This is a genomic window from Ruegeria marisflavi (assembly GCF_025673445.1).
In the GTDB taxonomy this organism is placed as follows: domain Bacteria; phylum Pseudomonadota; class Alphaproteobacteria; order Rhodobacterales; family Rhodobacteraceae; genus Ruegeria_B; species Ruegeria_B marisflavi.
Genome location: NZ_JAOVQN010000007.1, coordinates 1 through 23530, shown reverse-complemented (window position 1 = coordinate 23530; position 23530 = coordinate 1). Strand labels below are relative to the sequence as shown.

The window sequence follows — 23530 nt, the reverse complement described above, 5'->3', positions numbered from 1 at the left end:
ATATAAGATGCATGGGCGATTCTGCATTCACCGATTGCGACGTTTCCCATCGGAAACGCGTAAGCTTGTCGCGAGTCACGGTTTCTGCGCCTGGCAGATGAAATGGGTCAGGGAAAAGAAGAAGCGCCCTGCGCGTGCCAGGTCCTGCTGTTCCTGTGCCCAGGCACGGGCCTCCGGTTCCGCCAAGGCTCCGGTTTGAATGGCATAGGCGGTCATCAGGCGGATCAACATCGCCGCCAGCCCGTCCGGGCGCAGTTGCGTGTCGCAAAAGGCCAGCGGCGTCGTGCTGATCGCGCGAAACCCGGCCTCGGCCAGCAGCGCCGGGAGGCGTGCCGGAACATCGCGGCAGGCGAGGTGGCGGTCCCAGATGCGGCACATCTCGACCATGCGCGCGGGTCGGTCGCTGTGCCAGGTCAGCGTATCCCAGTGCATGTCGCCGATCACCAGCCGGCCACCGGGTTTCAGCGCGCGAAAGAGTTCGGTCAGCGTTGGGCGCATGTCGTCGAAATACTCGAACACTTGCAGCGAGACCGCGCCGTCGAGGCTGTTTTCATCGCAGGGGAGGGCCTCGGCGTGGCCTTCCCGGAAGGCGACATTGCCGCGACCCGCGCAGCGGGCGCGCGCGAGGTCGAGCATGTCGAGGCTGGGATCAAGACCCAGCACATGACCGGTGTCGCCCACCGCGCGGGACAGGTCGAGTGTCAAGAGGCCATTGCCACAGCCCAGATCCAGCAGCCGGTCGCCCGGCGATGGTGCCAGCACGTCGAAGCTGGCACGGCGGCGGCGGGTGATATCGGCGCCCTGATAGGCATCCTCCAGAATGCGGGCGGTGTCTTCGTCGAATTGCAGCATGTGCCCTGTCCCCGCTTCTGTCCTGTGCGATCATAGCACGGAAAGGGCGCGGGGCGGGAATCGGGGGGTGTTCCGACAGGTTCATCTGCCACGCGCGGCGCGACGGCGGCGCAAGGCCAGACCGGCACGCAGGTTCAGTGTCAGCAGGGTGATGTTGGTGGCGCCCGCCAGAAGTTCCAGCGCCTGCACGACATAGAAAAGCGTGTCGAACTGACCGGCATTGGCGCGGATCGCGAGGAACACGGCGCTGGGCAGCAGGATCAGCAACCCGTTGGCTGCGATCATCTTCATCCGGGCGGATTTGGCGGCGACCTCGGGCAGGCGCCAGCCCTTGCTCAATGCGGCACCGGTGGCGCCAGCGGTGGCCATGGCCGGGATCAAAAGCGCCATGCCGTAGAGGATCGCCGTCTTTACCTGCGCGATCTGGGCGTGGGTGCCGAACAGCTCGACCAGCGCGGTCGAGGTCCAGAAACAGGTGGTGGTGAGCAGGGCGATGGCACCGCCGAACGCGTGCAGTTTGAGTTTCATCCTGGGTCTCCAATTAAATAGCGTGCTATGTAAATAGTGTTGCATAGCACGCTATGCAAGGGGTAGGTCGCAGGCATGGATCAGTTTCAGCACAATTCGGCCGGGTATCTGGCCAATCACATGGCGCGGCTCTTTGCGGCGGGGCTGGCGCGGCGCATCCAGCCGCTGGGGCTCGCCCCGGCGCAGTTCATGGTGCTGCTGGAACTGTGGCACAGCGACGGGCGCACCCAGGCCGACCTGACGGCAGCGCTGGATGTCGAACAGGCGACCATGGCCAATACGCTCAAGCGGATGGAGCGGGACGGGCTGATCCGGCGCTTGCCGTCCGAGGAGGATCGCCGCGCCCGGCTGATCCATCTGACCGACCGCGCCCGCGCGTTGGAGGCAGAGGCCAAGGCGGCGGCAGGGGCGCAGAACGCGCAGGCGCTGGCGGGGCTGGACGAGGCAGAGCGCGCGACATTCATCGCACTTATGCGCCGGGTAATTGCCAATATGCAGCGGGGCTGAGGCGCGGGGGACCGGATTTGGTCTCGCAGTCGGGCGGGGCGTTGCGTATAACGCTGGCAATCATCGACAGGGGATGCTGCCATGACCGGAGAACTCTCGCCCATAGACAAGGCGAAATTCGTTGCCGCCAAACGCGCCGCCGACATGGTCGAGGACGGGATGCGCGTGGGTCTGGGCACCGGATCGACCGCGGCTTGGCTGGTGCGTTGTCTGGGCGACATGGTGCGCAAGGAAGGCTTGAAGATGCGCGGGGTTCCGACCTCGACCCGGACGGCTCAGCTGGCGCGCGAGGTGGGGATCGAGATCATCACGCTGGACGAGGCGCGTTGGCTGGATATCACCATCGATGGGGCCGACGAGTTCGATGGCGATCTGAACCTGATCAAGGGCGGCGGCGGCGCGCTGTTGCAGGAAAAGATCGTGGCGACCGCGTCAGATCAGATGGTGGTGATTGCCGATGTCGGCAAGGAAGTGAGCCGTCTGGGCGCCTTTCCCCTGCCGGTTGAGGTGATCCCGTTCGGATGGCAGACGACGCAGGCGCTGATCGAGGAGACGCTGATCTCGATGGATGTGCTGGGGCGGACGGCAACCTTGCGGATGAACGGCGACACGCCGTTCATCACCGATGAGGGAAATCATATCCTGGACCTGCATCTGCAACGGATTGGCAATGCCCGTCAGGTGGCGCTGGTGCTGAACCAGATCCCCGGCGTGGTGGAAAACGGCCTCTTCATCGACATTTGCGATACCGTGGTGCTGGGCCATGGCGACGGGCGGGTGGAAATCCGCGACATCAACCACGGCACGGTGGAACATGACCGGCTGGATTTTGTCGAAAGCGACAACCTGTTTACCGATCTGGCGGACTAGGGGCGCGCGCACGCGGGCGTGAGCCGTGTTGTTTTGGGGTCCATGGGTCATATCTGAACGGTTCACCGCGCCGCGACGCGCAAGAGACAAGGCGCCCCGCCTTTCGGGTGGCGGCAGGAAAGCGAGACAGGCACATGAGTTTTGACTACGACCTTTTTGTCATCGGCGGCGGATCGGGCGGCGTGCGCGCGGCGCGGGTTGCGGCGGGCGAGACCGGGGCCAAGGTGGCGCTGGCCGAAGAGGATCGCTATGGCGGCACCTGCGTGATCCGGGGATGTGTGCCGAAAAAGCTGATGGTCTTTGCCAGCGAGTATGCCTGCATGGTCGAGGATGCGCAGGCCTATGGCTGGGACATCCAGCCGGGCGCGTTCGACTGGGACGTGTTTCGCGACAAGCTGTACAAAGAGCTGGACCGGCTGGAAGGTGTCTATCGCAACATCCTGAAGAACAACGGGGTCGAGACCTTTGACATGCGCGCGCGGCTGGTCGATGCGCATACGGTCGAGCTGTCCGACGGCACCCGCAAAAGCGCGAAACATATCCTGATCGCCACCGGTGGACGCCCGGTCAAGCCCGAGATCAAGGGGGCCGATCTGGGCATCACCTCGAACGAGATCTTCCATCTGGAGAAGCTGCCCGAACGAATGCTGATCGTCGGCGGCGGTTACATCGCCTGTGAATTCGCGGGCATCATGAACGGCATGGGGGTCGAGGTGACCCAGTATTATCGCGGCGCGCAGATTCTGCGCGGTTTCGATGACGAGGCGCGCGGGCTGGTCAGCGAGGAGATGTGCCAGAACGGCATCAAGCTGCACCTGGGCACCAATGTGCTGGAGATGGAACGCGAGGGCGACCGGATCCGGGTCAAGGCCACCAATGGTGACGAAGAACTGTTCGATCAGGTGATGTTCGCCACTGGCCGGGTGCCCAATGCCGACGATCTGGGGCTTGAGGGGCTGGGCGTCGAGCTGGGCCGCAAGGGGCAGATCGTCGTGGATGACTACAGCCAGACGGCGGTCCCCTCGATCTATGCGATCGGCGACGTGACCGACCGGGTCAACCTGACCCCGGTTGCGATCCGCGAGGGCATGGCCTTTGTCGATACCGTGTTCCGGGGCAAGCCGACGCCGGTCGATTACGCGCTGATCCCGACCGCGATCTTTACCCAGCCCGAGATGGGCACCGTGGGGTTGAGCGAGGAGGAAGCGGCGGCGCAGGAACCGGTCGAAATCTATGCGACCTCGTTCAAGCCGATGCAGACCGCCTTTGCCGGGCGCAGCCAGCGGGTGCTGATGAAACTGATCGTGTCCAAGGCCAACCGCCGCGTTCTGGGCTGCCATATCGTGGCCCCGGGCGCGGGCGAAATGATCCAGTTGGTCGGTATCGCGGTAAAAATGGGGGCGACCAAGGAAGATTTCGACCGGACGGTTGCGGTTCACCCCGTAATGGCCGAAGAACTGGTCACCCTGCGGCAACCGGTCCGCAGCGCTTGAATTGACGGGCAAAATGCTCACGTTAGAGGCAATGCCGGTAACGGCAGTTTGAACAACAAGGGGAAAAACGACATATGGCGGGCAACTCAGGTGGCCCCTGGGGGGGCGGAGGCTCTTCCGGCGGCGGCGGCGACAGAGGAAACAATGGCGGCAAGAGGCCGCCCGATGGCGATGGCCCGCAGATCCCCGAGATCGACGAACTGATGAAAAAGGGGCAGGAACAGCTGCGCGTGCTGATGGGCGGGCGTGGCGGCAGCGGCCGGGGCGGCAATGGCCGTGGCACCGGCGGTGGCGGCGGTCCGGCCTTTACCCGGGGCACCGTGGGCCTGGGCCTGTTGGTGGCCGTTGGTCTTTGGGGCATGGCGAGCTTCTATACCGTCAAACCCGAAGAACAATCGGTTGAACTGTTCCTGGGCGAGTTTTCCGGCATCGGCACCGAAGGTCTGAACTTTGCCCCCTGGCCGCTGGTCACCGCCGAGGTGATCCCGGTCAAGGTCGAGCAGACCGAGACCATCGGCTCGGGCGGGCGCGGCAGCGATGCCGGGCTGATGCTGACCGGGGACGAGAACATCGTCGATATCGACTTCCAGGTGGTGTGGAACATCAGCGATCCGGCCAATTTCCTGTTCAATCTGCGCGACCCGCGCCAGACCATCCAGGCGGTGTCGGAATCGGCCATGCGCGAGATCATCGCGCAGTCGGAACTGGCGCCGATCCTCAACCGTGACCGTGCGGTGATCGCCGAGCGGCTGGAAGAGCTGATCCAGCTGACGCTGGACAGCTATAACTCGGGCATCAACATCGTCCGGGTCAACTTTGACGGAGCCGACCCGCCAGAGCCGGTCAAGGATGCCTTCCGCGAAGTGCAGTCGGCGGGTCAGGAACGTGACCGGCTGGAGAAACAGGCCGATGCCTATGCCAACACGGTTCTGGCCGGTGCGCGCGGTGAAGCGGCACAGGTGCTGGAAGAGGCCGAAGGCTATCGCGCCCGCGTGGTGAACGAGGCCCAGGGTGAGGCCAGCCGCTTCTCGGCGGTTCTGGAAGAATACCTCAAGGCGCCCGACGTCACCCGCAAACGTCTGTACCTGGAACGGATGGAACAGGTGCTGGGTGATATCGACAAGGTGATCCTGGACAGCAACGGGGCGGGCAGCCAGGGCGTGGTGCCCTATCTGCCGCTTAACGAGCTGCGCAAATCCGGCGACAAGGAGAACAACTGATGCGGAAATCGACCTTTCTCCTGCCTATCATCGTGGTGCTGGTTGCGCTGGGCCTGTCGTCGCTGTTCATCGTGGACGAGCGTGAAAAGGCACTGGTGCTGCAATTCGGCCGGGTGATCGACGTCAAGGAAGAGCCGGGACTGGCCTTCAAGATCCCGCTGATTCAGGAAGTGGTGCGTTATGACGACCGTATCCTGAGCCGCGAGGTCGGTCCGCTGGAAGTCACCCCGCTGGACGACCGCCGTCTGGTGGTCGACGCCTTTGCCCGCTATAGGATCGTCGATGTGCGGCAGTTCCGTCAGGCCGTGGGTGCCGGTGGCATCGCAACCGCCGAGACCCGGCTCGATTCGATCCTGCGTGCCAAAACCCGCGAGATCCTCGGTTCGGTCAGCTCGAACGACATCCTGAGTTCGGACCGTGCCGCGCTGATGCTGCGCATCCGCAATGGCGCCATTTTCGAGGCCCGCGATCTGGGGCTTGAGGTGATCGACGTGCGCCTGAAACGCACCGACCTGCCCGAGGCCAACCTGAACGCCACCTTTGCCCGGATGCGGGCCGAGCGTGAACGCGAAGCCGCCGACGAGGTGGCGCGCGGTAACGAGGCAGCGCAGCGGATCAGGGCCCAGGCCGACCGGACCGTGGTCGAGCTGGTGTCAGAGGCACGTCGCGAGGCCGAGATCGCCCGAGGCGAGGCCGACGCGCAGCGGAACGCGATCTTTGCCGACGCCTTTGGCAAGGACCCGGAATTCTTCGAGTTCTACCGCTCGCTCTCGGCCTATGAAAAGGCGCTTCAGGGTGGCAACAGCTCGATGGTGATGAGCCCGGATTCTGAGTTCTTCAACTATTTGAATTCGCCTTTGGGCGCCTCGAACTAGGCCGCAAGGGATAGACATGGAAGGGGCCGGTACAATGTGCCGGCCCTTTTTGCATTCTCCCGGCAGTTGTCTTGATCCCTGGGCATGAATGCCTTCAAATGCTGGAACCGGAATTCGGGGTCTGAAATGCGATTGATTTTTACCTGTTTGACTGCCCTTGCTCTCGGTACACCGGCGCTGGCGGAACCCGTGATCGTGCTGGGCGATACCCCCTACAAGACCTTTGGCAAGCGGGTCTCGGTCAGCAGTGTCGTGCGTCTGGCCACCATCACCGGGGACCGCCCCCGCATGAGCGCCACCCGCGCCTATCTGCCGGCGGGCAAGATCCTGTTGGTGGGGCGCGGCGGGCTCTGCCACAAGAAATCGCTGGATCTGTGGTGTTTCGCCGTCACCCAGGACGGGTTGCCCGTTTTTGTGCGGGCCGACAGCAAGGGGTATTTCAAGGCCGACGCCTATGACGGGTTCATCGCCGTGGCGCAGCGGCCAGGGTCGGTGGCCACCACCAACGGGAGGGTGCTGGAATACAGCAGCTCGGAGCGCTATCAGGTGGTCGACTTCAGCGACGATACCGTGACGTTGGCCGTCGGCCCGGAAAATCAGAAGCCGGGATTCGACGCCGCAACCACGGTCGAGATTCCGCGCGAGGACAGCGATTTTGTCTTTGTCGATACCGACGAGTTGCGCAGCGCCACCAGCTATGCGCCGATCCGGCCGCGGAGCCGGGGCGATGCGCTAGCCCGGCTGTCGCAGGATATCGCCGACCTGGATATCGACGCGCAAAGCTTTCGCGAGGCGCGCGACTTCTTTGAACGGCTGCTGGTCGAGGAGAAGAATTGCAGCGACGAGATCACCCTGGAGCGGACCGCCGATGCCGAACTGGCGGTGGAAGTGGGAGGCATGCTCTCGGCCATCGACGCCAAGTTCCAGATCACCGCCTCTTACTCCAAGAGCACCAGCTATCCCAAGGGGATGCAGATGCGCGCGCTGCGCTATGTGCAGGACTTGCCCGGCGAGGGTTCCCGTTTCTTCGAGATCTGGGAGCGGTTGAGCTACGAGGACGAAAGCTGCAAGGGCGTGATCGCGGCCCGGCTGACCGGCTCCGACGATGCCGAACGCGGCGGCGAGAGCGGCGAGATCACCACCCAATCGGCCCGCGACATGGGACTGGGGGTCAGCGAAAGCCGCAAGTTCCCATCCTATTCCTGTGACCGCGAATACTTCACCGCGCTCGATCACCTGACCTCGGCCGATGGGCGGCTGTCGCAGGCCGCCGCCGAATTGCTGGTGACCTATGCGATGCGCTATCAGAGCGCGGGCGGAATCAAATCCTGCTGCAACCTTGGGGGGACGGGATGATCGGATTGGTGCTGCTGGCGCTGGGGTTGGTGCTGATTGCCGAGGGCGCGATCTATGCGATGGCGCCGGGGATGGTGGAACGGTTGCTGGAGATCCTGCGCAGCCTGCCGCTGGCGGCGCGGCGGCAGACCGGTCTTTTGAGCATGGTTCTGGGTCTGATCCTGGTCTGGGGCGCCTATCAGATCGGGTTTTAACCGATTGGTGGTCCGACGGGTTCATTTCTCTGCGATCCCGAGTTGCGGGCGGTGTCAAACCGACTACATTGAGGGCCGAGAAACAGTTTTGGCCCGAACCCAAGGGCCGACATGCAGGTTGGTGACAAGGAGGCCTCCAGTGCAGCCAAAGGCACGCAGTATTTCCGTGGCGCGGGACAACAGGATCACCAACGCAAGGCTGATGGCGCTTGCGTTGCTGACCGTCTTGTTCGTGCTGGTCCAGACGCTCATGGCCGCGGCACGGGCTGAAAGCCTGGCGCCGCTGGCCGACAAGGTCAGCCCGGCGGTGGTCAATATCACCACCTCGACCCTGATCGAAGGCCGGTCGGGGCCGCAGGGGATCGTTCCCGAAGGCTCGCCCTTCGAGGACTTTTTTCGCGACTTTCAGGATCGCAACGGCGACAGCAACCGGCCGCGCCGCAGTTCCGCGCTGGGCTCGGGGTTCGTGATTTCCGAGGACGGCTATATCGTCACCAACAATCACGTGATCGCCGAGGCCGACGAAATCCTGATCGAGTTCTTTCCTGGTGATGGGCAGCCCGCCAAGGAACTGCCCGCCAAGGTGATCGGCACCGATGAAAAGACCGATATCGCCCTGTTGAAGGTCGAGGCATCGAGCCCGCTGAAATTCGTCAAGTTCGGCAATTCGGACACGATGCGCGTGGGCGATTGGGTGATCGCCATGGGCAACCCGCTGGGGCAGGGATTCTCGGTCAGCGCCGGGATCGTCTCGGCCCGCAACCGGGCGCTGAGCGGCAGCTATGACGATTACATCCAGACTGACGCGGCGATCAACCGGGGCAACTCGGGCGGGCCGCTGTTCAACATGGACGGCGAGGTGATCGGGGTGAACACCGCGATCCTGTCGCCCAATGGCGGGTCGATCGGCATCGGCTTCTCGATGGCGTCGAACGTGGTGACCAAGGTCGTGGACCAACTGCGCCAGTACGGCGAGACCCGTCGCGGCTGGCTGGGGGTCCGCATTCAGGACGTGACCGATGATATGGCCGAGGCGATGGGCCTAGCCAAGGCCAGTGGCGCGCTGATCAGCGACGTGCCGGATGGCCCGGCGAAAGAGGCGGGCCTAAAGGCGGGCGACGTGATCGTGAGCTTTGACGGTGCCGAGGTAAGCGACACCCGGGATCTGGTACGCCGTGTGGGCGAGACCGAGGTCGGCAAATCGGTACGCGTGGTGGTGCAGCGCGATGGCGCCACACAAACGGTGCTGGTCACTCTGGGTCGGCGCGAGGATGCCGAGCGGACGGAAACCGCAGAAAGCGGCGGCGAAGAATCCAAGCCCCAGGCCACCGAGCAGGTGTTCCTTGGGTTGACCGTCAGCACACTTACCGACGAGATGCGTGCCGAACTGGGCCTTGCCGAGGATACCACCGGGCTTGTGGTCACCAATGTGGACGAGAGTTCGGAAGCCTATGAAAAGGGACTGCGCGCGGGTGACCTTATCACCGAGGCGGGGCAGCAAAAGGTCACCACACTGTCTGACCTTGAGACGCGAATTGACGAAGCCCGCGAGGCCGGGCGCAAGTCGCTGCTGTTGCTGGTGCGCCGGGGTGGCGAGCCGCGCTTTGTCGCGCTGGGTCTGGGCAACTGAGTCTTAAGGCGAAGAAAGTAAGGGGCGGCCGGGAAATTCCCGGCCGCCTTTCGTTTCAAGGGCGGACAGGATGCAGATGGATCGGCTGAACGAATTGTTGGAGCAGGAAACTCAGGTCTGGCAGGCATTGGTGTCCGGCGATGGCGCGGCGGATGCGGCATTGCTGTCGCCCGAGTTCCTGGGGGTCTACTCGGATGGCTTTGCGGGGCGTGACGCGCACGCGGGTCAACTGGCGGGCGGTCCGACGGTGATCAGTTTCGAGCTCTCCGAGGCGCGGGTGATCGAGCTGGCCCCGGACTGCGCCGTCTTGAGCTATTTGGCGCGGTTCCGGCGCGTTGGTCGAGACGGGGACGAACAGATGTTTGTCAGTTCCATCTGGCGGCGACAGGCGGGCGGCTGGATCAACCTGTTCAGCCAGGACACGCCAGCGGTCATTTGATCTGAACGGAAAAAGAGCCATGTGCCGAAGCACATGGCTCAAGTCAAGGAAGAGGTGGGTTTAGGACGGGACACTGGGGATGATCCCCCAACCTCAGGACGGTAACCACTGACACTGTGGCGGGCAGGGGCGAGTCGGTGCTGTGATCCAGTTCACAATGTCCGCAAGTTTTTCAGATCTGGTCAGGATCGGCCAAAGCTTCCAGTGTTGGGAAATCCCGGATCAGGACGTGGCCGCGGGTGACATCGACAATACCCTGACGCTTCCAAACCGCGAGCGTCTTGGAGATTGCTTCGCGGGTGGCGCCGACATATTCCGCCAACTCGGCCTGGGACAGTCTAACCGCGCCAGCCTGTGCGCCCTGACGTGGGGCGAGATGCAAGAGCTTGCGCGCAACGCGCGTAGGGACGGGCAGGAACACCTGTTCATTCAGTTGCCGCCCCATCCAGCGCATCCGCTGACCAGCCAGGCGGATCATGTCGACGGCCAGCTCAGGATGATCTTGCAATTCGCGCATGACATCGGCGCGCAGCACCCGCAACAGTCGCGCGGGTTCGGTTGCGGTGACTGTCGCAGTACGGGTTCCGGGATCGAACAGGGCGATTTCGCCAAAAATGGCGCCGGGCGCCAGCAGGTCGAGCGAAAGTTTGCGGCCATCGAGCGACAGGATGGACACCTCCATCGCCCCGTCGATTACAACATAGAGCGCATCGCCGGCATCGCCCTGCTTAAACAGGACTGCACCGCGCTCCAGCCGGACCTCGTTGGCTTGCGCAGAAAGCATCTGGCGCAGCCGTGGCGATGCTTCGGCCAGAAAACCGCTTTGGGGCAGGGATATCATGGCTGTGGGTCTCCTCCACACTCTGGTCTAAGTGGGAGACGTGTCACAATCAAGTGAAGACATGCCAAAGACCCGGAGTACGAAAGGGAGAGCGGCTCAGGCCGAGCGTCAGTTTTCGCCCTCTTCAGGATCGATCATATGCTCCTGGAGCAGGCCGAACTGCAACATGATGAACCCCATGAGCGCGATGGGAAAGCCAAAGGTCTCGATCTTGACCCAGAGGTCGGTCGACAGCGTGCGCCAGACCGCCTCGTTGGCCAGGGCCAGCAGGGTGAAGGCGGCGCAGAGGCGGCGGGTCAGGATCATCCAGCCCTCGTCGCGCATCGGCAGCACGTCGCTCAGCACATAAGCCAAGTAAGAGCGCCCGCGCATCAGGCCGATCCCCAGCAGGATGGCAAAGACGCCATAGACCAGCGTTGTCTTCATCTTGAAGAACCGTTCGTCATTGAACCAGGCGGTGAGCCCGCCGAAGAAGATCACCATGAAGGCGGTAAAGATCTGCATCCGGCTGAGCTTGCCCGTCAGCCCCCAGAGCACGGCGATGGCCACCAGCAGGATCGGAATGAACAGCAGGGTGGCGACGATGAAGCCCGAATACTCGGTCCCGCCCAGGCTGAACGTGTCGTCCCTGAGCCGCAGGTAGATCAGGAAGAAGGCCACGGTGGGGCCCAGTTCCAGCACCTGCTTGATGATCGGGTTGATATCCTTTTGCGCCTTCATACTGCCCTTGTCCGTTCTTTCAGCTTCCAAACTCAACTATCACCGCACCCGCTGCGATCAACCCCATCAGGGCAATCCGGCGGGGTCCAACCGTCTCTTTCAGCACCAGCCAACCGATAAGCGCGGCAAACACGGTCGAGGTCTCGCGCAGCACGGCGGCCTCGCCCACCTTGTCGAGCCTTGTGGCCAGCATGATGGCGCCGAAGGAGAGAAAGGCGGTGATGCCTCCGGCAAAGCCGCGCAGGATCAGGGGACCGGGTGCGGGGCGGTGGATCATCGACCGCCAGCGCAGCCCGGCGATGACCGGGAATACCAGCCCGTCGATGAAGAAGAACCAGGCCAGGAAGGTAAAAGGGTCGGCGGTGGCACGGATGCCATAGGCGTCATAGGTGGTGTAGAGCGCCACAAAAAGCCCGGTGATCGCCGCCAGACCCAGCGCGGGGACCAGCGTTTCGCGTGCGGTGTCGAGAAAGATCATGTTGTAGACGGCCAGCCCGAAGATGCCCGCCAAGAGCACTCCGACGCCCAGCCATTGCAGGCCGGTAAAGGTCTCGCCAAAGAGCAGATATGCGCCGATCACGGTAAAGAGTGGCCCGGTACCGCGCACCACCGGATAGACCACCGTGTAGGCGCCCTTGGTATAGGCCATGGCCTGAAACAGCTTGTAGAAGACATGGATCAGCCAGGCGGTGGCAAAGATCGGCCACATATGCGGCTCGGGCCAGGGCACGACGAAAAAGGCGAAGGGCGCGGCCATCAGCGCATAGGCGCCGTCGATGGCCCCCCGGCTGAGCCAGGGATCGTGGCGGCCCTTTTGCAGCGCGCCAAAGACCGCGTGCAGGAAGGCGGCCATGATGGCCAGCGCCAGCGCAAGGTCATGGCCCGCAGCGGTGCCTTCGAGAGAGACGAGCCAGCTGCTCATGATTGAAGGACGGCGTTCAGAGGCCAGCGCCGGGGGGCTGTCTGCCCCCCGGACCCCCCGAGAGTATTTCTGGCGAAATGAAGGGGGAGGGGCGTCATGCCTGTGTGTCGAGGCCGGTCAGGGCGGCGGCAAAGTCCTGAGGGTCGAAGGGGGCAAGGTCGTCGATCTGTTCGCCCACCCCGATGGCATGGATCGGCAGGCCGAAGCGGTCGGCCAGCGAGACAAGGATGCCGCCCTTGGCGGTGCCGTCGAGCTTGGTCATCACCAGGCCCGAGACATCGGCCAGTTTTTGGAAGGTTTCGACCTGGCTGATCGCGTTCTGGCCGGTGGTGGCGTCGAGCACGAGGAGCGTGTTGTGGGGGGCGGTGTCGTCCTTCTTGCGGATGACGCGGACGATCTTGGCCAGTTCCTCCATCAGGTCGGCGCGGTTCTGCAACCGGCCCGCCGTGTCGATCAACAAGAGGTCGGCGCCGTCCGCCCCGGCGCGGGTCATGGCGTCGAAGGCAAGCGAAGCGGGGTCCGAGCCTTCGGGCGCGGTCAGCACCGGCACGCCGGCGCGGTCGCCCCAGACCTGGAGCTGTTCGACGGCGGCGGCGCGGAAGGTATCGCCGGCGGCGATAACCACCTTTTTACCAGCCGCCTTGAACTGGCTGGCGAGTTTGCCGATGGTGGTGGTCTTGCCAGAACCGTTGACGCCCACCACCAGCACCACCTGCGGGCGCTTGGGGTAGAGCGGCATCGGGCGCGCGACCGGCTCCATGATGCGGGTGATTTCCTGCGCCAGCAGTTCCTTGATCTCTTGCGTCGAGAGTTTGCGGCCGATCCGCCCCTCGGCCATGTTGGCGGTGACGCGCAGGGCGGTGTCGACGCCCATGTCGGCGGCGATCAGCAGCTCTTCGAGCTGTTCCAGCATGTCGTCGTCCAGCGTGCGGCGGACCACGGTCGCGCCGCCGGGGCGGGCGAAAAGGCGGCCGAGCAGGCCACGGCCCGTGCCGGTTTCCGCGGGCGGGGCCGGGTCGACGGGCTGCGGCGCCTCGGGCGGCATCGGTGCCGGGGTCGGGTCGACCGGTTGGGGCTCCGGCAGTTCGGGCGTGTCGGGCAGTTCCGGCACCGGCTGCGGTTCCGGGTCGGGCTGGGGGATCACCGGGGCGGGCTGGGCGGCGGTGACCGCTTCCTCGACCCCGCCATCCTCGACAATGGCGTCGAGCCCCTGTTCGAGTTTCGAGGACGATTTGAACAGACGGTCCTTGAGTTTCGAGAAAAACGCCATGTCCGGGCCTCCGCTTGCGATCCTGTCTCACCTAATGCGGATTGGCGCCGGTTGCAAAGGGTCAGGTGAGCGCAAGGGCAAAGCCCATCTGCGCGCCCCAATAGAGTGGCCAGACCAGATAGGGCGTCAGGCGCAGGGCCGGGTGGCCGGGCGGCAGCAGGAATTTCTCGGTCGCGAGGATCATGTCCGAGGCGATAAAGGCGGCTGCCGCAGGCAGCACCCAGGCCAGCATGCCCGACTGTGGAAGGGTCAGCGCGGCCAGCCCCATGCCGAGGATGATCGGGATATAGGCCAGCACCGGCCCTTTGAGGTCTCCCGCACGGGGGCCGAGCAGGCTGGCCATCACCAGCCCCAGAACCGCGAGACCTGCCACCAGCGGCCACTCTGCGGCGAGGCGTGCGGTCTCGCTGGCGGCGTGGGTCAGGAACAGGGCGACATAGGCCAGATGGCCTGCGGCAAAGGCGCCGACGCCCGCCATGAAGGTAGCCTCGGTCTCACGCGAGAGCAGCCAGTCGCCAAGCGCGCAGAGGGCCAACGACAGCACCAGCAGCACAGGTCCGCCCGCGGCCAGCACCATCAGCGCAAGCAGCGCCACCGAGGCAGTCTTGACCGCGCTGCGCGTCAGGCTGGCGGGGCGGGCGGTGAGCGCCAGATAGGCCAGCGCGCAGGCGGCGGCGCCAAGGAACAGGGTCTGGGTCACGGGGGTCCTCCGGTCTTTGGGACAGGGTGGCTTGGGAGGTAGGATGCGGGCAAGGGATTTTCGCCGGGCTGACGCGATGTTAAGCAGGGGCCAGGTGCATTTGGAGATCGCATGTATCGCTATGTCGTTGCCAGCCTGTTGCCCTATGTCGTCCTGGGCGCGGCCTGTCTGATCGGGGGCGGCTGGGCCTGGGGAGCGTTGATTTCGATGACCGTCTATGTGGCGGTCATGGACAAGCTGCCGGTTCGGCCGCTGGCGGCGGCGGATTGGGCGGGCTCGCAGATCTTGCCGCTGGTGCTGGCGGGGGCGCATTTTGCGCTGCTGGCGCTGGCGATCCCGGCTTTGGCCGATGGCCCGCTGACCGGGGTTCAGGCGCTGGCGCTGGGGGTCGCAGTGGCGCTCTGTTTCGGGCAAGTGTCGAACTCGAACGCGCATGAACTGATCCACCGGGGCGACCGCTGGCAGCGCTGGCTGGGGGCGGCGATCTATACCAGCCTGCTGTTCGGGCACCATAGCTCGGCCCATATGCGGGTGCATCACATCTGGGTGGCAACCCCGCGCGACCCCAACTCTGCGCGGTTTGGGCAAGGGTTCTGGAGCTTTCTGCCGCGCGCCTGGATTGGCTCGTTCCGAGCCGGGTTGGCGGCCGAGCGCGCGTTGCGGCAGGGCGGTGGCGCGACGCCGTATCGTGGGTATCTTCTGGGTGCGGGGGCGGTTGTGGCGTCAGCCTGGCTGCTGGCGGGTTGGCGCGGGGTGCTGGTGCTGGTGCTATTGGCGGGTTATGCGCAGATACAGTTGCTACTGGCTGATTACATCCAGCACTACGGGCTGCGGCGCAAAGCCCTGGCCAATGGTAAATACGAGCCTGCGCGGGCCGGTCATTCCTGGAACGCTCCGCATTGGTACAGTTCGGCGATGATGCTGAACGCGCCGCGCCATTCGGATCATCACCAGAACCCGGGCCGCGATTTTGCGGCTCTGCGGCTGGATCCAGACATGCCGAAATGGCCCTATGCCATGCCGATCATGGCGGTTTTGGCCACAGTGCCGCCGCTTTGGCGGTGGGTGATGGATCCGCGGGTTCACGCCCTGTTGGGGCAGGGTGAGTAGCCGCGAGCGGCGGGTTCTGCCACACTGGGTGTCATGATGCGATTGGCTCTGATTCTTGCGATGGTGGCGTCACCGGCGGTGTCGCAGCCGGTGATGTCGGCGGATGAGTTCGACCGCTACACCATTGGCAAGACTTTATTTTATGGCTTTGACGGCACTGCCTATGGGGTCGAGCGGTACATGTCCGGGCGGCGGGTTATCTGGTCGTTTCTGGATGGCGAGTGCAAGGAAGGCGTCTGGTACGAACAGGCGGGGCAGATCTGTTTCGTCTACGAGGACCGTTTCGACCCGCAATGCTGGGTGTTTCGCGATACCGGCCGTGGTCTGGTGGCGCAGTTCGAGGGCGACCCGACCCAGACCGAGCTTTATGAGGCCGAGGAGATCGGCGAAGAGATGCTCTGTTACGGGCCGGATGTCGGGGTCTGAGGCCGGGCAGGGGGGCGCTGCCCCCATCGCCTGTGGCGATTCCCCCGGAGTATTTTCAGCGAAATGAAGGGGGGTCAGGTGACCCGAAGCTCTTCGTAGGAGATCATCACGTGCTGGCGGAAAGCCGGGCGCGCGCAGAGGCGTTGATAGTAGAGTTGCAGATGCGGCAGCGGCATGCGGGTGACGTCGATTTCGTAGTAGCGATAGAGGATATGGCCGAGCTGGATATCGGCCAGGGTGAAGGCGTCTCCGGCAAGATGCGCGTGGCGTGACAGCTGGGTGTCGGCGAGGGCGAGTTTCGCCTCCAGCTCTTGCAGGGCCTGGGCGATGGCAATGGGGTCTCGCTGCTGTGGGGCGGTGCGGACCACGCGCCAGAAGACAGGGGTGGTGAAGGACTGAGCCACGTTCAGCTTGGCCCATTCGGCCCATTGATCGACCCGCGCGCGGCGGATGGGATCCGCGGGCCAGAAGCTGTCCTTGCCATAGCGGGTGGCGAGAAAGCGCAGGATGGCGCCGGTTTCCCAGATCGGCGGGTTGGTCCCGTCCTGGAGTACGGGGATAGTGCGGTTGGGATTGAGGCGGCCGAACTCGGGCGTGTCGAGCCCGCCATAACGGTGCCCGGCATCGTGGCGGATATGAGGCAGGTTGAGTTCACCCACGCACCACATCAGCGCCTGTACATTCGAGGATGTCTTGCGCCCCCAGATCGTCAGCATCAGAACAGCGAGCCCTGTTCGGGCGGTTTCTGTTTTGGTTTGCTGGCGGACCTTACGGGGGCGGCGCCGGTGTCGAGCGTGCCATCGGCGAATTCGATCTGGAGGGCGGTGGCCTTGGCCGCCTCTGCGCGGGTGGTGAGCAGCGTGCCCTGATCGTCGCGCACGACGGCGTAGCCGCGCGCGAGCGTCGCCTTGTAGCCCAGCGTCTCGCGCAGACGGTCGGTGGCGTCGAGCCGCTGGCGCAGGCGGTCGACGCGGGTGGTCTGGGCCGCCTGCAAGCGATCGGACAGGCGGGTCAGCCGGTCGCCCTGCGCCGCTATCTCGCGGTCCAGCGCACGGGGCGACAGACGCGAGCCGAGATGGGCGAGCCGGTCGCGGCGGGCGGTGACCAGCGCGCGCAGGCTGGTAGGGCGCAGCGGTGCCGAAAGTTCGGTCAGGCGTAGGCGGCGGCGCTGGACCCCGGTTACAAGGGCGCTGTCGAGCTTGTCTGCGACCCGATCAAACCTTTGTCTTGGAACGGAAAAAAGGCTTTCTCCGGTCGGGAGAGCGCGTGAGAGATCGCGCAGGCGCTGGGCGCGGCGCTGCACCGCGTCAGAGGCCGCGCGCGACAGGCGGGCACCCTGCTCGCCGGTCCAGGCGAGTAGTTCGAGGCGGACGGGGACGGCCATCTCGGCGGCGGCGGTGGGGGTGGGGGCGCGGCGGTCCGAGACGAAGTCGATGAGCGTGGTGTCGGTCTCGTGCCCCACGGCCGAGATCAACGGGATCTGGCTGGCCGCCGCCGCGCGGGCGACGATTTCCTCGTTGAAGCCCCAGAGATCCTCGATCGAGCCGCCGCCGCGCGCCACGATCAAGAGGTCGGGCCGGGGCAGGGCGCCACCGGGGGTGAGCCGGTTGAACCCGTCGATGGCGCGGGCCACCTCGGGGGCGCAATTGGCGCCCTGCACCGCGACGGGCCAGATCAGCACCTTGCGCGGAAAGCGGTCGCGCAGCCGGTGCAGGATATCGCGGATCACCGCCCCCTGCGGTGAGGTGATCACCCCGATAATCTGCGGCAAATAGGGCAAGGGCAGCTTGTGCTCGGGCGCAAAAAGTCCTTCGGATTCAAGGGCTTTCTTGCGCTTCTCCAGAAGTGCCATCAGCGCGCCCTGACCGGCGACGGCCACCTCGTCGACATTGAGATTGTATTTCGACTGGGCGCCAAAGGCGGTCAGGCGACCGGTCACGACGACCTCCAACCCTTCTTCGGGCACCACGGACAGGGTTGCAACCTGGCCTTTCCAGGTGGTGCAGGCCAGCACGTTCCGATCATCCTTGATGTCGTAATAGAGATGCCCGGACCGGGCCTGGAACACGCGCCCGACCTCGCCGCGCACCCGGATGCGGCCAAAGCTGCTTTCCAGCGCTCGCTTCACCTCGCCCGAGATCTCGGAGACGGTGAATTCGGGCATGTTCTGGCCCGGTTGGGGGTCGTCTAGGAGGTCCATGTCCGTGTCCTGATTTGCCTGCCCGGGCAGAGTAGACGGGTCGGTGCAGAAGGCCAAGCAGGTCGTGCGGGAGCCGAGTTTTGACCGTTTTGTACCGGTGTGCAGAGGGGGATTGACCGTTTTGTACATCGGTTTGGGGCTTGCGATCAGCCTTTACGAGGGATGCATCGGAAGGAGTAGCGGTGGGCAGACTGCCCACCCTACGGGGTCTGTCGTCTGGGGTGTCATTGCGTGTAGCGCATTAACTCGCGGGCGCGGTCGCGGCCCAGTTCAATCCGGCAGGAATTGATCCCGATGCCGGTGCCCGACCCGCCGCCGAAGGTTGCGCCGACATAGGCGCAATGGGCATCGCGATAGGCCGCCCAGGCGTCTTGCGAGGCGGTGAGCGCCGGGGCGGTGACCTTGCGGCCGGTCACCTCGTCCAGCTCTTGCGCGGCGGCCATGGCAAAGCCGAGATAGAGCTCGACCGTCGCATCGACGCGGGTCAGCGTGTCGGCCACGCAGGCGCCGATTTCGACCTGGCTGCTTCCGCCGCATTCAGAAGCGGGGTCGGCGAATGCAGCGAGGGGTGTGCAGAAGAAGAACGTAAAGATCGCGACCGACTTATTCATTGGTGAACCTCTTTTGAGCCTATGGGGAGCAGAGTATCGAAAACCTTCGCCTGTGTCTTGGAGGACATGCAGTATCCCGGTCGCGGTGAGTGGCGGGCGCCTTGCCATGGGAGAATAGGGCTTTGAATGCAAAGCCGGTCAAATGTACCATTCGACTTGAATTTCACGCTTGATGGGAAACGAAGGTTTTCAGGTGTCACGCCGGCTTGCAGCAATCTTCGCCGCCGATATGGTCGGGTATTCGCGGTTGATGGCGACAGACGAGGCCGGGACGATTGCCCGGTTGAAGGACATGCGCCGGGATGTTTTTGACCCCGCGATCCTGCGGGGGGGTGGCGAGATCGTAAAGCTGACCGGGGACGGGTTGCTGGTCCTTTTCGCGAGTGTCGTGGAGGCTGTCGAGACCGCAGCCCTGATTCAAGACGCCGTGGGCAGGATAGAAACCGGCACCGTGGAGGAGCGCATTCGCTACCGCATCGGTATTCATGTCGGGGATGTCGTCGTCGATGATGGAGAGATCTACGGTGACGGGGTGAATATTGCGGCGCGCCTCGAGGCACAGGCCGAGCCCGGCGGTATCGTTGTTTCGGCGGATGTTCAAAGTCAGGTCCGGGGCAAGGTCGGGCTTTCGTTTGTCGATCTGGGCGAACTGAGTCTGAAGAACATACCGTCGCCGGTACATGCCTATGCCATCGACCTGGAAGGCACTGCGCCGTTCGTTCAGGCGCAAGCGCCCGGTCCGGCCCAGAGGAAACCCTCAATCGCGGTTCTCGCGTTCCAGAACATGTCCGCCGACCCGGAGCAGGAGTACTTTTGCGACGGGGTCTGCGAGGATATCATCACCGAGCTGTCGCGGTTCCCCGACTTGTTCGTGATAGCCCGCAATTCATCATTTTCCTACAAGGGTCGGCCCGTCACGCATAGCGAAGTGGCCCGGGGTCTCGGTGTACGGTACATGCTGGAGGGCAGCTTGCGCCGCGCGGCTAGTCGTGTGCGCATCACGGCGCAGTTGATTGATTGCGAAACCGGCGCTCATGTCTGGGCGGAGCGCTATGACCGCGATATCGAGGACGTTTTCGAACTGCAGGACGAGATCACCAGCAGCGTCGTCGGCGCGATCGCTCCGCAGATCACCAAGGCCGAACTGGAGCGCGCGGGGCGCGCGCGGGGTATCGACATCAGTTCCTACGATCTGGCGCTAAAGGCGCAGGCAACGTTCCAGGAAGGTGCATTTTCCGACATCGAGGGCCATGATAAGGTTCTGGAGCTTACCCGGCGGGCGCTGGAACTTGATCCGCGCAACACGCAAGCGCTTTGGATCCAGGCCTATGTCTATACAATCCGGTACCTTTACCAGTTTGGTGAAGCGCCCGAGGAATCGTTGGGACATGCCGAAGCCGCAGCGGATCGGCTGTTCCAGAACAACAGGTCCGATCCCAGAGCGCTGGCGGCGCGGGGTATGATCCGCCATTTTCGACATGACTATGACGCGGCCACCGCCGATTTCAGACGTGCCTTTGAGCTCAACCCGAACTTTGCGCTGAACCTCTTCTTCATGGCCTGGCATGAGTCGCTGGTAGGGCGCACCGAAGACGCGAGGGAACACGCGTTGCTGGCGCTGCGGCTCTCGCCGAGGGATGCCGATATCTGGGTTGGAGACGCATACCTGGCACTGGCCCAGGCCAGTTTTGCCGAGGGTGATTTCATCGAGGCCCGCCGGTGGGGCGAACGGGCGATCGAAATGACGCCACGTGCCCCGATCAGGCGAGCCCTGATGATTGCGGCGGCGGCCCATCTAGGTCTTCTGGAGCAGGCGCGCCCTCATACAGAGGCGCTGGCCGATTTCGCACCCGCCTTCTTGGACAGTTTGGTGTCGGGCCGCCTGACGCTCTATCGTCTTCCCGAACACAATGCGCTGCTGGTGGAGGGCCTGAAGAAATCGGGGCAGCGTTGCTAAACCGGGCCTGTCTTGTTTCGCCTGGGTGCAGGGTGTGACGGTGTCGCCCTTGCAGGGGGCGGTTCCGGGGGGTAGACCGCGCGCGACGGCAATGCGTGGAGATCCCGATGAACATCCTCATTCTCGGCAGTGGCGGGCGCGAACATGCGTTGGCCTGGGCGGTGATGCAGAACCCCAAATGCGACAAGCTGATCGTGGCGCCGGGCAATGCGGGGATCGCGCAGATCGCGGAATGCGCCGATCTCGACATCATGAATGGCGGGCTGGTGGCGACATTTGCCGAGGAGAATGCCATCGACTTTGTCATCGTGGGCCCCGAGGCACCTTTGGCCGCGGGCGTGGCCGACCGGCTGCGCGAGGCGGGGTTGCTGGTCTTTGGCCCCTCGGAGGCGGCGGCGCGGCTGGAGGCGTCTAAGAGTTTCACCAAGGAGATCTGCGATGCTGCCGGTGCGCCGACGGCAGGCTATGCGCGGTTTTCCGAGGCAGGACCGGCCAAGGACTATATCCGGGCGCAGGGCGCGCCCATCGTGATCAAGGCCGACGGGCTGGCCGCCGGTAAGGGCGTGATCGTGGCGATGGACGAGGCGACCGCGCTGGCGGCCATCGACGACATGCTGGGCGGTGCTTTTGGCGGTGCCGGGGCCGAGGTGGTGATCGAGGAGTTCATGGAGGGCGAGGAAGCCTCGCTTTTCGTGCTGGTGGATGGCGAGACGGTGCTGTCGATCGGGACCGCGCAGGACCACAAGCGGGTGGGCGAGGGCGATACCGGCCCCAATACCGGCGGTATGGGCGCCTATTCCCCGGCGCCGGTGCTGAGCGCCGAGGTCGAAGCGCGCGCGATGGAGGAGATCGTGCGCCCCACCATGGCCGAGATGGCGCGGCGCGGCATGCCGTTCCAGGGCGTGCTCTATGCCGGGTTGATGATCAAGGATGGCGCGCCGCGCCTGGTGGAATACAACGTCCGTTTTGGCGACCCGGAATGCCAGGTGCTGATGCTGCGGCTGGGCGCGCAGGCGATGGACCTGATGCATGCCGCCGCCGAAGGACGGCTGGACGAGGCGCAGGTGAACTGGTCCGACGATCATGCGATCACCGTGGTGATGGCCGCCAATGGCTATCCGGGTTCTTATGAGAAGGGCAGCGAGATCAAGGGTTTGGATGCGCTTCCCGAGGACAGCCGCAACATGGTGTTCCATGCCGGCACCGCCGCGCGGGAGGGCGCGATTGTGGCCACCGGCGGCCGGGTGCTGAATGTGACCGCGCGGGGCGACAGCCTCGCCGAGGCGCGCGACCGGGCCTATGCCATGGTCGAGGCGATCGACTGGCCCGGCGGGTTCTATCGCCGTGACATCGGCTGGCGTGCGCTGTGAGGTAAGGGGGGCTCTGCCCCTGTGTGGTTACACCTGTACCTGACATAGGGGTTACAGTGGGTTTTGATACCGGACTATGCCGGGTATCCTCGGGCTCTCCGGGACCGCCCGGAGATGTTGGCGAACTCTGGACGGCGGGGCCTGTGGATGCGTTTCGGGACCACCAGGCGTGAATGCTGCTCTTGCCGACGCGGCGCTCAGGCGGGAAAGCTTCTTTGACCGCCTCGGCAATCTGGATGAACGTCAGCCGGTCAATCCGCGCCCGGATGAATGCCTGCAACTCCGGGTCGCTGTCAATGCGGGGCGGCGGTCCTGGGCGATGGTTTCGGCGGTGATCCGTGATTGGGACCGCCTCCGATTGAATCGCGTTCAAACCGGTTTCGACGGCCTCTTGAAGACCGTTCGAAAGCAGTTCCAAACCCTGCCGCTGAACCGTTCGCGCGGCGCTGAGCAGTTCGTCCGCTTCCCGGAGCTTGCCCAATGCGGCGTCCAGATCGCGCCGGAGGCTCATGGCGTGCTACTCCGCGCGCTGTAGCGTTGGAGATGGGTTCGGACGGTCGATTCGGAGGCCCGGACCTTCCGCGCGATTTCCGCCACGGGATAGCCCATGGCGTGAAGGCAGGCCGAAAGCCATGGATTGGCCAGCGGAACGCGCCGGGGCAAGAGGTAGTCGCGTTTGGCCAGTGCCTGCACTTTTCCCGCACCGATAAGCGCTTCGAGCCGACCGCTTCCCTTGGGATTTTCCGGCACATAAAGTTCCGCGCCGCCGAACTTGAGCAGGAATTCAACGGTGAGGTCGATCCCGAGAACGGCAACATAGGGTTCGACCTGGGCCGGTGGCTTGGGGAAGGAACGGACGGGCAGGTTCACACGCGCGTCTCCGCCGGACCGAAACTGGGAAACGGGAAACGCATGGGCGGCATGTCGGCTCTGGCCTTCCTTCCCTGGGCGGCGATTGTCCCCGGCCCGCATCAACACCTCGCAGGCCGGGGGTTCCCATGGACCGGTACCAGGAACCCGGCCGGGGAATGACGGCGGCCGGTCCCGGCCGCCAGCGGTCACTTGCTCAACGATCCGGGCGCAAGACCCAGTTGCGCGCAAACCGCCGCCTCCGCATCGGAGGTATCAACGGCATGGTCGAACGCAGACGGTGCCTGACGCCCCGCGAACAGTTCTTCGGTCAACCCTTTCCAGGCCGGGACCGCGCTCGACAGGAACCTGTCGTAACTGGCTTCGTCCTGTCGGCAAAGCGCGGTCGCCCAGGGCTTCATGGCGGGCGTGATATAGCCTTTGGCCAAAGCGTCCCCGACCTTGGCCGTTGCCCGTTCCGACTGTTGCTCGGTCTGCGTTCTGGACCGGCCGCGGCTCTGTTGCACAAATCGGCTGATAGTCGAGGCTCCCCTTTCCCCGGACAGAGTCATCCCACGGGTTTCGTGATG

General features: G+C 64.4%; 26 protein-coding genes. 14 read left to right on the top strand and 12 right to left on the bottom strand.

From position 1 onward, the window contains the following. Nucleotides 1–75: 75 nt before the first annotated feature. Nucleotides 76–852 (bottom strand): methyltransferase domain-containing protein, encoded by a 777-nt coding sequence (locus OEZ49_RS08455; RefSeq protein WP_263387907.1) that lies wholly within the window; start codon nucleotides 850–852, stop codon nucleotides 76–78. A gap of 81 nt (nucleotides 853–933) precedes the next feature. Continuing rightward, nucleotides 934–1380 carry a hypothetical protein gene (locus OEZ49_RS08450; RefSeq protein ID WP_263387906.1) on the bottom strand — a complete coding sequence of 149 codons (447 nt, stop codon included), beginning with the start codon at nucleotides 1378–1380 and terminating at the stop codon, nucleotides 934–936. Nucleotides 1381–1455: 75 nt separating this feature from the next. On the opposite strand from OEZ49_RS08450, the gene OEZ49_RS08445 reads away from it, so the two are divergent. The 9 genes from OEZ49_RS08445 (at nucleotide 1456) to OEZ49_RS08405 (ending at nucleotide 9964) form a co-directional block, all read left to right on the top strand. After that, nucleotides 1456–1887, top strand: coding sequence for a MarR family winged helix-turn-helix transcriptional regulator (locus OEZ49_RS08445; protein ID WP_263387905.1), 432 nt, complete (start codon nucleotides 1456–1458; stop codon nucleotides 1885–1887). A gap of 81 nt (nucleotides 1888–1968) precedes the next feature. Beyond that, on the top strand, nucleotides 1969–2757 hold the full coding sequence (rpiA, locus tag OEZ49_RS08440) for a ribose-5-phosphate isomerase RpiA (RefSeq protein WP_263387904.1): 789 nt from the start codon (nucleotides 1969–1971) through the stop codon (nucleotides 2755–2757). A 134-nt stretch (nucleotides 2758–2891) separates the two neighbouring features. Beyond that, the gene (gor, locus tag OEZ49_RS08435) at nucleotides 2892–4250 is read left to right on the top strand and encodes a glutathione-disulfide reductase (RefSeq protein ID WP_263387903.1); all 1359 of its coding nucleotides are present in this window, start codon (nucleotides 2892–2894) and stop codon (nucleotides 4248–4250) included. 74 nt (nucleotides 4251–4324) lie between these two features. Next, on the top strand, nucleotides 4325–5470 hold the full coding sequence (gene hflK / locus OEZ49_RS08430; RefSeq protein ID WP_164132392.1) for an FtsH protease activity modulator HflK: 1146 nt from the start codon (nucleotides 4325–4327) through the stop codon (nucleotides 5468–5470). Further along, entirely contained in the window at nucleotides 5470–6345 is an 876-nt protein-coding gene (gene hflC / locus OEZ49_RS08425) for a protease modulator HflC (RefSeq protein ID WP_263387902.1), read from the top strand. The genes hflK and hflC overlap by 1 nt, the downstream gene beginning before the upstream one ends. A 126-nt stretch (nucleotides 6346–6471) precedes the next feature. Beyond that, nucleotides 6472–7701, top strand: a complete 1230-nt coding sequence (locus tag OEZ49_RS08420) for a hypothetical protein (RefSeq protein ID WP_263387901.1) — start codon at nucleotides 6472–6474, stop codon at nucleotides 7699–7701. Beyond that, complete coding sequence (locus OEZ49_RS08415; protein WP_263387900.1) at nucleotides 7698–7895, top strand: DUF2065 domain-containing protein; 198 nt, start codon at nucleotides 7698–7700, stop codon at nucleotides 7893–7895. The genes OEZ49_RS08420 and OEZ49_RS08415 overlap by 4 nt, the downstream gene beginning before the upstream one ends. Before the next feature lie 202 nt (nucleotides 7896–8097). Further along, complete coding sequence (locus OEZ49_RS08410; protein WP_397545656.1) at nucleotides 8098–9525, top strand: DegQ family serine endoprotease; 1428 nt, start codon at nucleotides 8098–8100, stop codon at nucleotides 9523–9525. 76 nt (nucleotides 9526–9601) lie between these two features. Then, a complete protein-coding gene (locus OEZ49_RS08405) occupies nucleotides 9602–9964 on the top strand; it encodes a nuclear transport factor 2 family protein (RefSeq protein WP_263387898.1) in 363 nt (120 codons plus the stop codon). 172 nt (nucleotides 9965–10136) lie between these two features. Here the strand turns inward: OEZ49_RS08405 and OEZ49_RS08400 are convergent, their stop codons facing one another. The 5 genes from OEZ49_RS08400 to OEZ49_RS08380 all read right to left on the bottom strand — a co-directional run bounded on the left by OEZ49_RS08400 (nucleotide 10137) and on the right by OEZ49_RS08380 (nucleotide 14417). Beyond that, the gene (locus OEZ49_RS08400) at nucleotides 10137–10805 is read right to left on the bottom strand and encodes a Crp/Fnr family transcriptional regulator (RefSeq protein ID WP_263387897.1); all 669 of its coding nucleotides are present in this window, start codon (nucleotides 10803–10805) and stop codon (nucleotides 10137–10139) included. Nucleotides 10806–10913: 108 nt separating this feature from the next. Beyond that, a complete protein-coding gene (locus OEZ49_RS08395) occupies nucleotides 10914–11525 on the bottom strand; it encodes an inner membrane-spanning protein YciB (RefSeq protein ID WP_263387896.1) in 612 nt (203 codons plus the stop codon). Nucleotides 11526–11544: 19 nt separating this feature from the next. Further along, the gene (locus OEZ49_RS08390) at nucleotides 11545–12447 is read right to left on the bottom strand and encodes a DMT family transporter (RefSeq protein ID WP_263387895.1); all 903 of its coding nucleotides are present in this window, start codon (nucleotides 12445–12447) and stop codon (nucleotides 11545–11547) included. 94 nt (nucleotides 12448–12541) lie between these two features. After that, a complete protein-coding gene (gene ftsY / locus OEZ49_RS08385; protein ID WP_263387894.1) occupies nucleotides 12542–13717 on the bottom strand; it encodes a signal recognition particle-docking protein FtsY in 1176 nt (391 codons plus the stop codon). A 61-nt stretch (nucleotides 13718–13778) separates the two neighbouring features. Further along, complete coding sequence (locus OEZ49_RS08380; protein WP_263387893.1) at nucleotides 13779–14417, bottom strand: lysoplasmalogenase; 639 nt, start codon at nucleotides 14415–14417, stop codon at nucleotides 13779–13781. A gap of 111 nt (nucleotides 14418–14528) precedes the next feature. On the opposite strand from OEZ49_RS08380, the gene OEZ49_RS08375 reads away from it, so the two are divergent. Together OEZ49_RS08375 and OEZ49_RS08370 are read left to right on the top strand one after the other, a co-directional pair. Further along, entirely contained in the window at nucleotides 14529–15527 is a 999-nt protein-coding gene (locus tag OEZ49_RS08375; protein WP_263387892.1) for an alkane 1-monooxygenase, read from the top strand. 33 nt (nucleotides 15528–15560) lie between these two features. Next, nucleotides 15561–15953: a hypothetical protein gene (locus tag OEZ49_RS08370; protein ID WP_263387891.1), complete on the top strand. Its 393-nt coding sequence runs from the start codon at nucleotides 15561–15563 to the stop codon at nucleotides 15951–15953. 74 nt (nucleotides 15954–16027) lie between these two features. Here OEZ49_RS08370 and OEZ49_RS08365 read toward each other — a convergent pair whose 3' ends face one another. The 3 genes from OEZ49_RS08365 to OEZ49_RS08355 all read right to left on the bottom strand — a co-directional run bounded on the left by OEZ49_RS08365 (nucleotide 16028) and on the right by OEZ49_RS08355 (nucleotide 18764). Beyond that, nucleotides 16028–16669, bottom strand: a complete 642-nt coding sequence (locus OEZ49_RS08365; protein WP_263387890.1) for a glutathione S-transferase family protein — start codon at nucleotides 16667–16669, stop codon at nucleotides 16028–16030. Beyond that, nucleotides 16669–18153: an exodeoxyribonuclease VII large subunit gene (gene xseA / locus OEZ49_RS08360; protein ID WP_263387889.1), complete on the bottom strand. Its 1485-nt coding sequence runs from the start codon at nucleotides 18151–18153 to the stop codon at nucleotides 16669–16671. The genes OEZ49_RS08365 and xseA overlap by 1 nt, the downstream gene beginning before the upstream one ends. Before the next feature lie 224 nt (nucleotides 18154–18377). Further along, nucleotides 18378–18764 (bottom strand): lysozyme inhibitor LprI family protein, encoded by a 387-nt coding sequence (locus OEZ49_RS08355; protein WP_263387888.1) that lies wholly within the window; start codon nucleotides 18762–18764, stop codon nucleotides 18378–18380. A 193-nt stretch (nucleotides 18765–18957) separates the two neighbouring features. Here OEZ49_RS08355 and OEZ49_RS08350 point away from each other — a divergent pair, with 193 nt between their 5' ends. The 3 genes from OEZ49_RS08350 (at nucleotide 18958) to OEZ49_RS08340 (ending at nucleotide 22626) form a co-directional block, all read left to right on the top strand. Next, nucleotides 18958–20721, top strand: a complete 1764-nt coding sequence (locus OEZ49_RS08350) for an adenylate/guanylate cyclase domain-containing protein (protein WP_263387887.1) — start codon at nucleotides 18958–18960, stop codon at nucleotides 20719–20721. A 107-nt stretch (nucleotides 20722–20828) separates the two neighbouring features. After that, nucleotides 20829–22091: a phosphoribosylamine--glycine ligase gene (gene purD, locus OEZ49_RS08345; protein ID WP_263387886.1), complete on the top strand. Its 1263-nt coding sequence runs from the start codon at nucleotides 20829–20831 to the stop codon at nucleotides 22089–22091. Between the two features lie 169 nt (nucleotides 22092–22260). Then, nucleotides 22261–22626, top strand: a complete 366-nt coding sequence (locus OEZ49_RS08340; RefSeq protein ID WP_263387885.1) for a hypothetical protein — start codon at nucleotides 22261–22263, stop codon at nucleotides 22624–22626. On the opposite strand, the gene OEZ49_RS08335 is transcribed toward OEZ49_RS08340, so the two are convergent. Then, a complete protein-coding gene (locus OEZ49_RS08335; protein ID WP_263387884.1) occupies nucleotides 22599–22961 on the bottom strand; it encodes a terminase gpP N-terminus-related DNA-binding protein in 363 nt (120 codons plus the stop codon). The two genes, OEZ49_RS08340 and OEZ49_RS08335, sit on opposite strands and share 28 nt — an antisense overlap. A 188-nt stretch (nucleotides 22962–23149) precedes the next feature. Continuing rightward, nucleotides 23150–23530, bottom strand: a 381-nt coding sequence (locus OEZ49_RS08330; RefSeq protein WP_263387883.1) for a phage protease, incomplete at its 5' end; no start/stop codon positions are given.

Coding starts and splice junctions, on each gene's coding strand:
- OEZ49_RS08420 (WP_263387901.1), top strand. CDS start 6,472: ATGCGATTGATTTTTACCTGTTTGACTGCCCTTGCTCTCGGTACACCG.
- OEZ49_RS08400 (WP_263387897.1), bottom strand. CDS start 10,805: ATGATATCCCTGCCCCAAAGCGGTTTTCTGGCCGAAGCATCGCCACGG.
- OEZ49_RS08410 (WP_397545656.1), top strand. CDS start 8,098: ATGGCGCTTGCGTTGCTGACCGTCTTGTTCGTGCTGGTCCAGACGCTC.
- OEZ49_RS08375 (WP_263387892.1), top strand. CDS start 14,529: ATGTATCGCTATGTCGTTGCCAGCCTGTTGCCCTATGTCGTCCTGGGC.
- OEZ49_RS08365 (WP_263387890.1), bottom strand. CDS start 16,669: ATGCTGACGATCTGGGGGCGCAAGACATCCTCGAATGTACAGGCGCTG.
- gor (WP_263387903.1), top strand. CDS start 2,892: ATGAGTTTTGACTACGACCTTTTTGTCATCGGCGGCGGATCGGGCGGC.
- OEZ49_RS08405 (WP_263387898.1), top strand. CDS start 9,602: ATGGATCGGCTGAACGAATTGTTGGAGCAGGAAACTCAGGTCTGGCAG.
- OEZ49_RS08450 (WP_263387906.1), bottom strand. CDS start 1,380: ATGAAACTCAAACTGCACGCGTTCGGCGGTGCCATCGCCCTGCTCACC.
- hflK (WP_164132392.1), top strand. CDS start 4,325: ATGGCGGGCAACTCAGGTGGCCCCTGGGGGGGCGGAGGCTCTTCCGGC.
- OEZ49_RS08370 (WP_263387891.1), top strand. CDS start 15,561: ATGATGCGATTGGCTCTGATTCTTGCGATGGTGGCGTCACCGGCGGTG.
- OEZ49_RS08355 (WP_263387888.1), bottom strand. CDS start 18,764: ATGAATAAGTCGGTCGCGATCTTTACGTTCTTCTTCTGCACACCCCTC.
- hflC (WP_263387902.1), top strand. CDS start 5,470: ATGCGGAAATCGACCTTTCTCCTGCCTATCATCGTGGTGCTGGTTGCG.
- ftsY (WP_263387894.1), bottom strand. CDS start 13,717: ATGGCGTTTTTCTCGAAACTCAAGGACCGTCTGTTCAAATCGTCCTCG.
- OEZ49_RS08455 (WP_263387907.1), bottom strand. CDS start 852: ATGCTGCAATTCGACGAAGACACCGCCCGCATTCTGGAGGATGCCTAT.
- OEZ49_RS08390 (WP_263387895.1), bottom strand. CDS start 12,447: ATGAGCAGCTGGCTCGTCTCTCTCGAAGGCACCGCTGCGGGCCATGAC.
- purD (WP_263387886.1), top strand. CDS start 20,829: ATGAACATCCTCATTCTCGGCAGTGGCGGGCGCGAACATGCGTTGGCC.
- OEZ49_RS08445 (WP_263387905.1), top strand. CDS start 1,456: ATGGATCAGTTTCAGCACAATTCGGCCGGGTATCTGGCCAATCACATG.
- OEZ49_RS08415 (WP_263387900.1), top strand. CDS start 7,698: ATGATCGGATTGGTGCTGCTGGCGCTGGGGTTGGTGCTGATTGCCGAG.
- rpiA (WP_263387904.1), top strand. CDS start 1,969: ATGACCGGAGAACTCTCGCCCATAGACAAGGCGAAATTCGTTGCCGCC.
- xseA (WP_263387889.1), bottom strand. CDS start 18,153: ATGGACCTCCTAGACGACCCCCAACCGGGCCAGAACATGCCCGAATTC.
- OEZ49_RS08395 (WP_263387896.1), bottom strand. CDS start 11,525: ATGAAGGCGCAAAAGGATATCAACCCGATCATCAAGCAGGTGCTGGAA.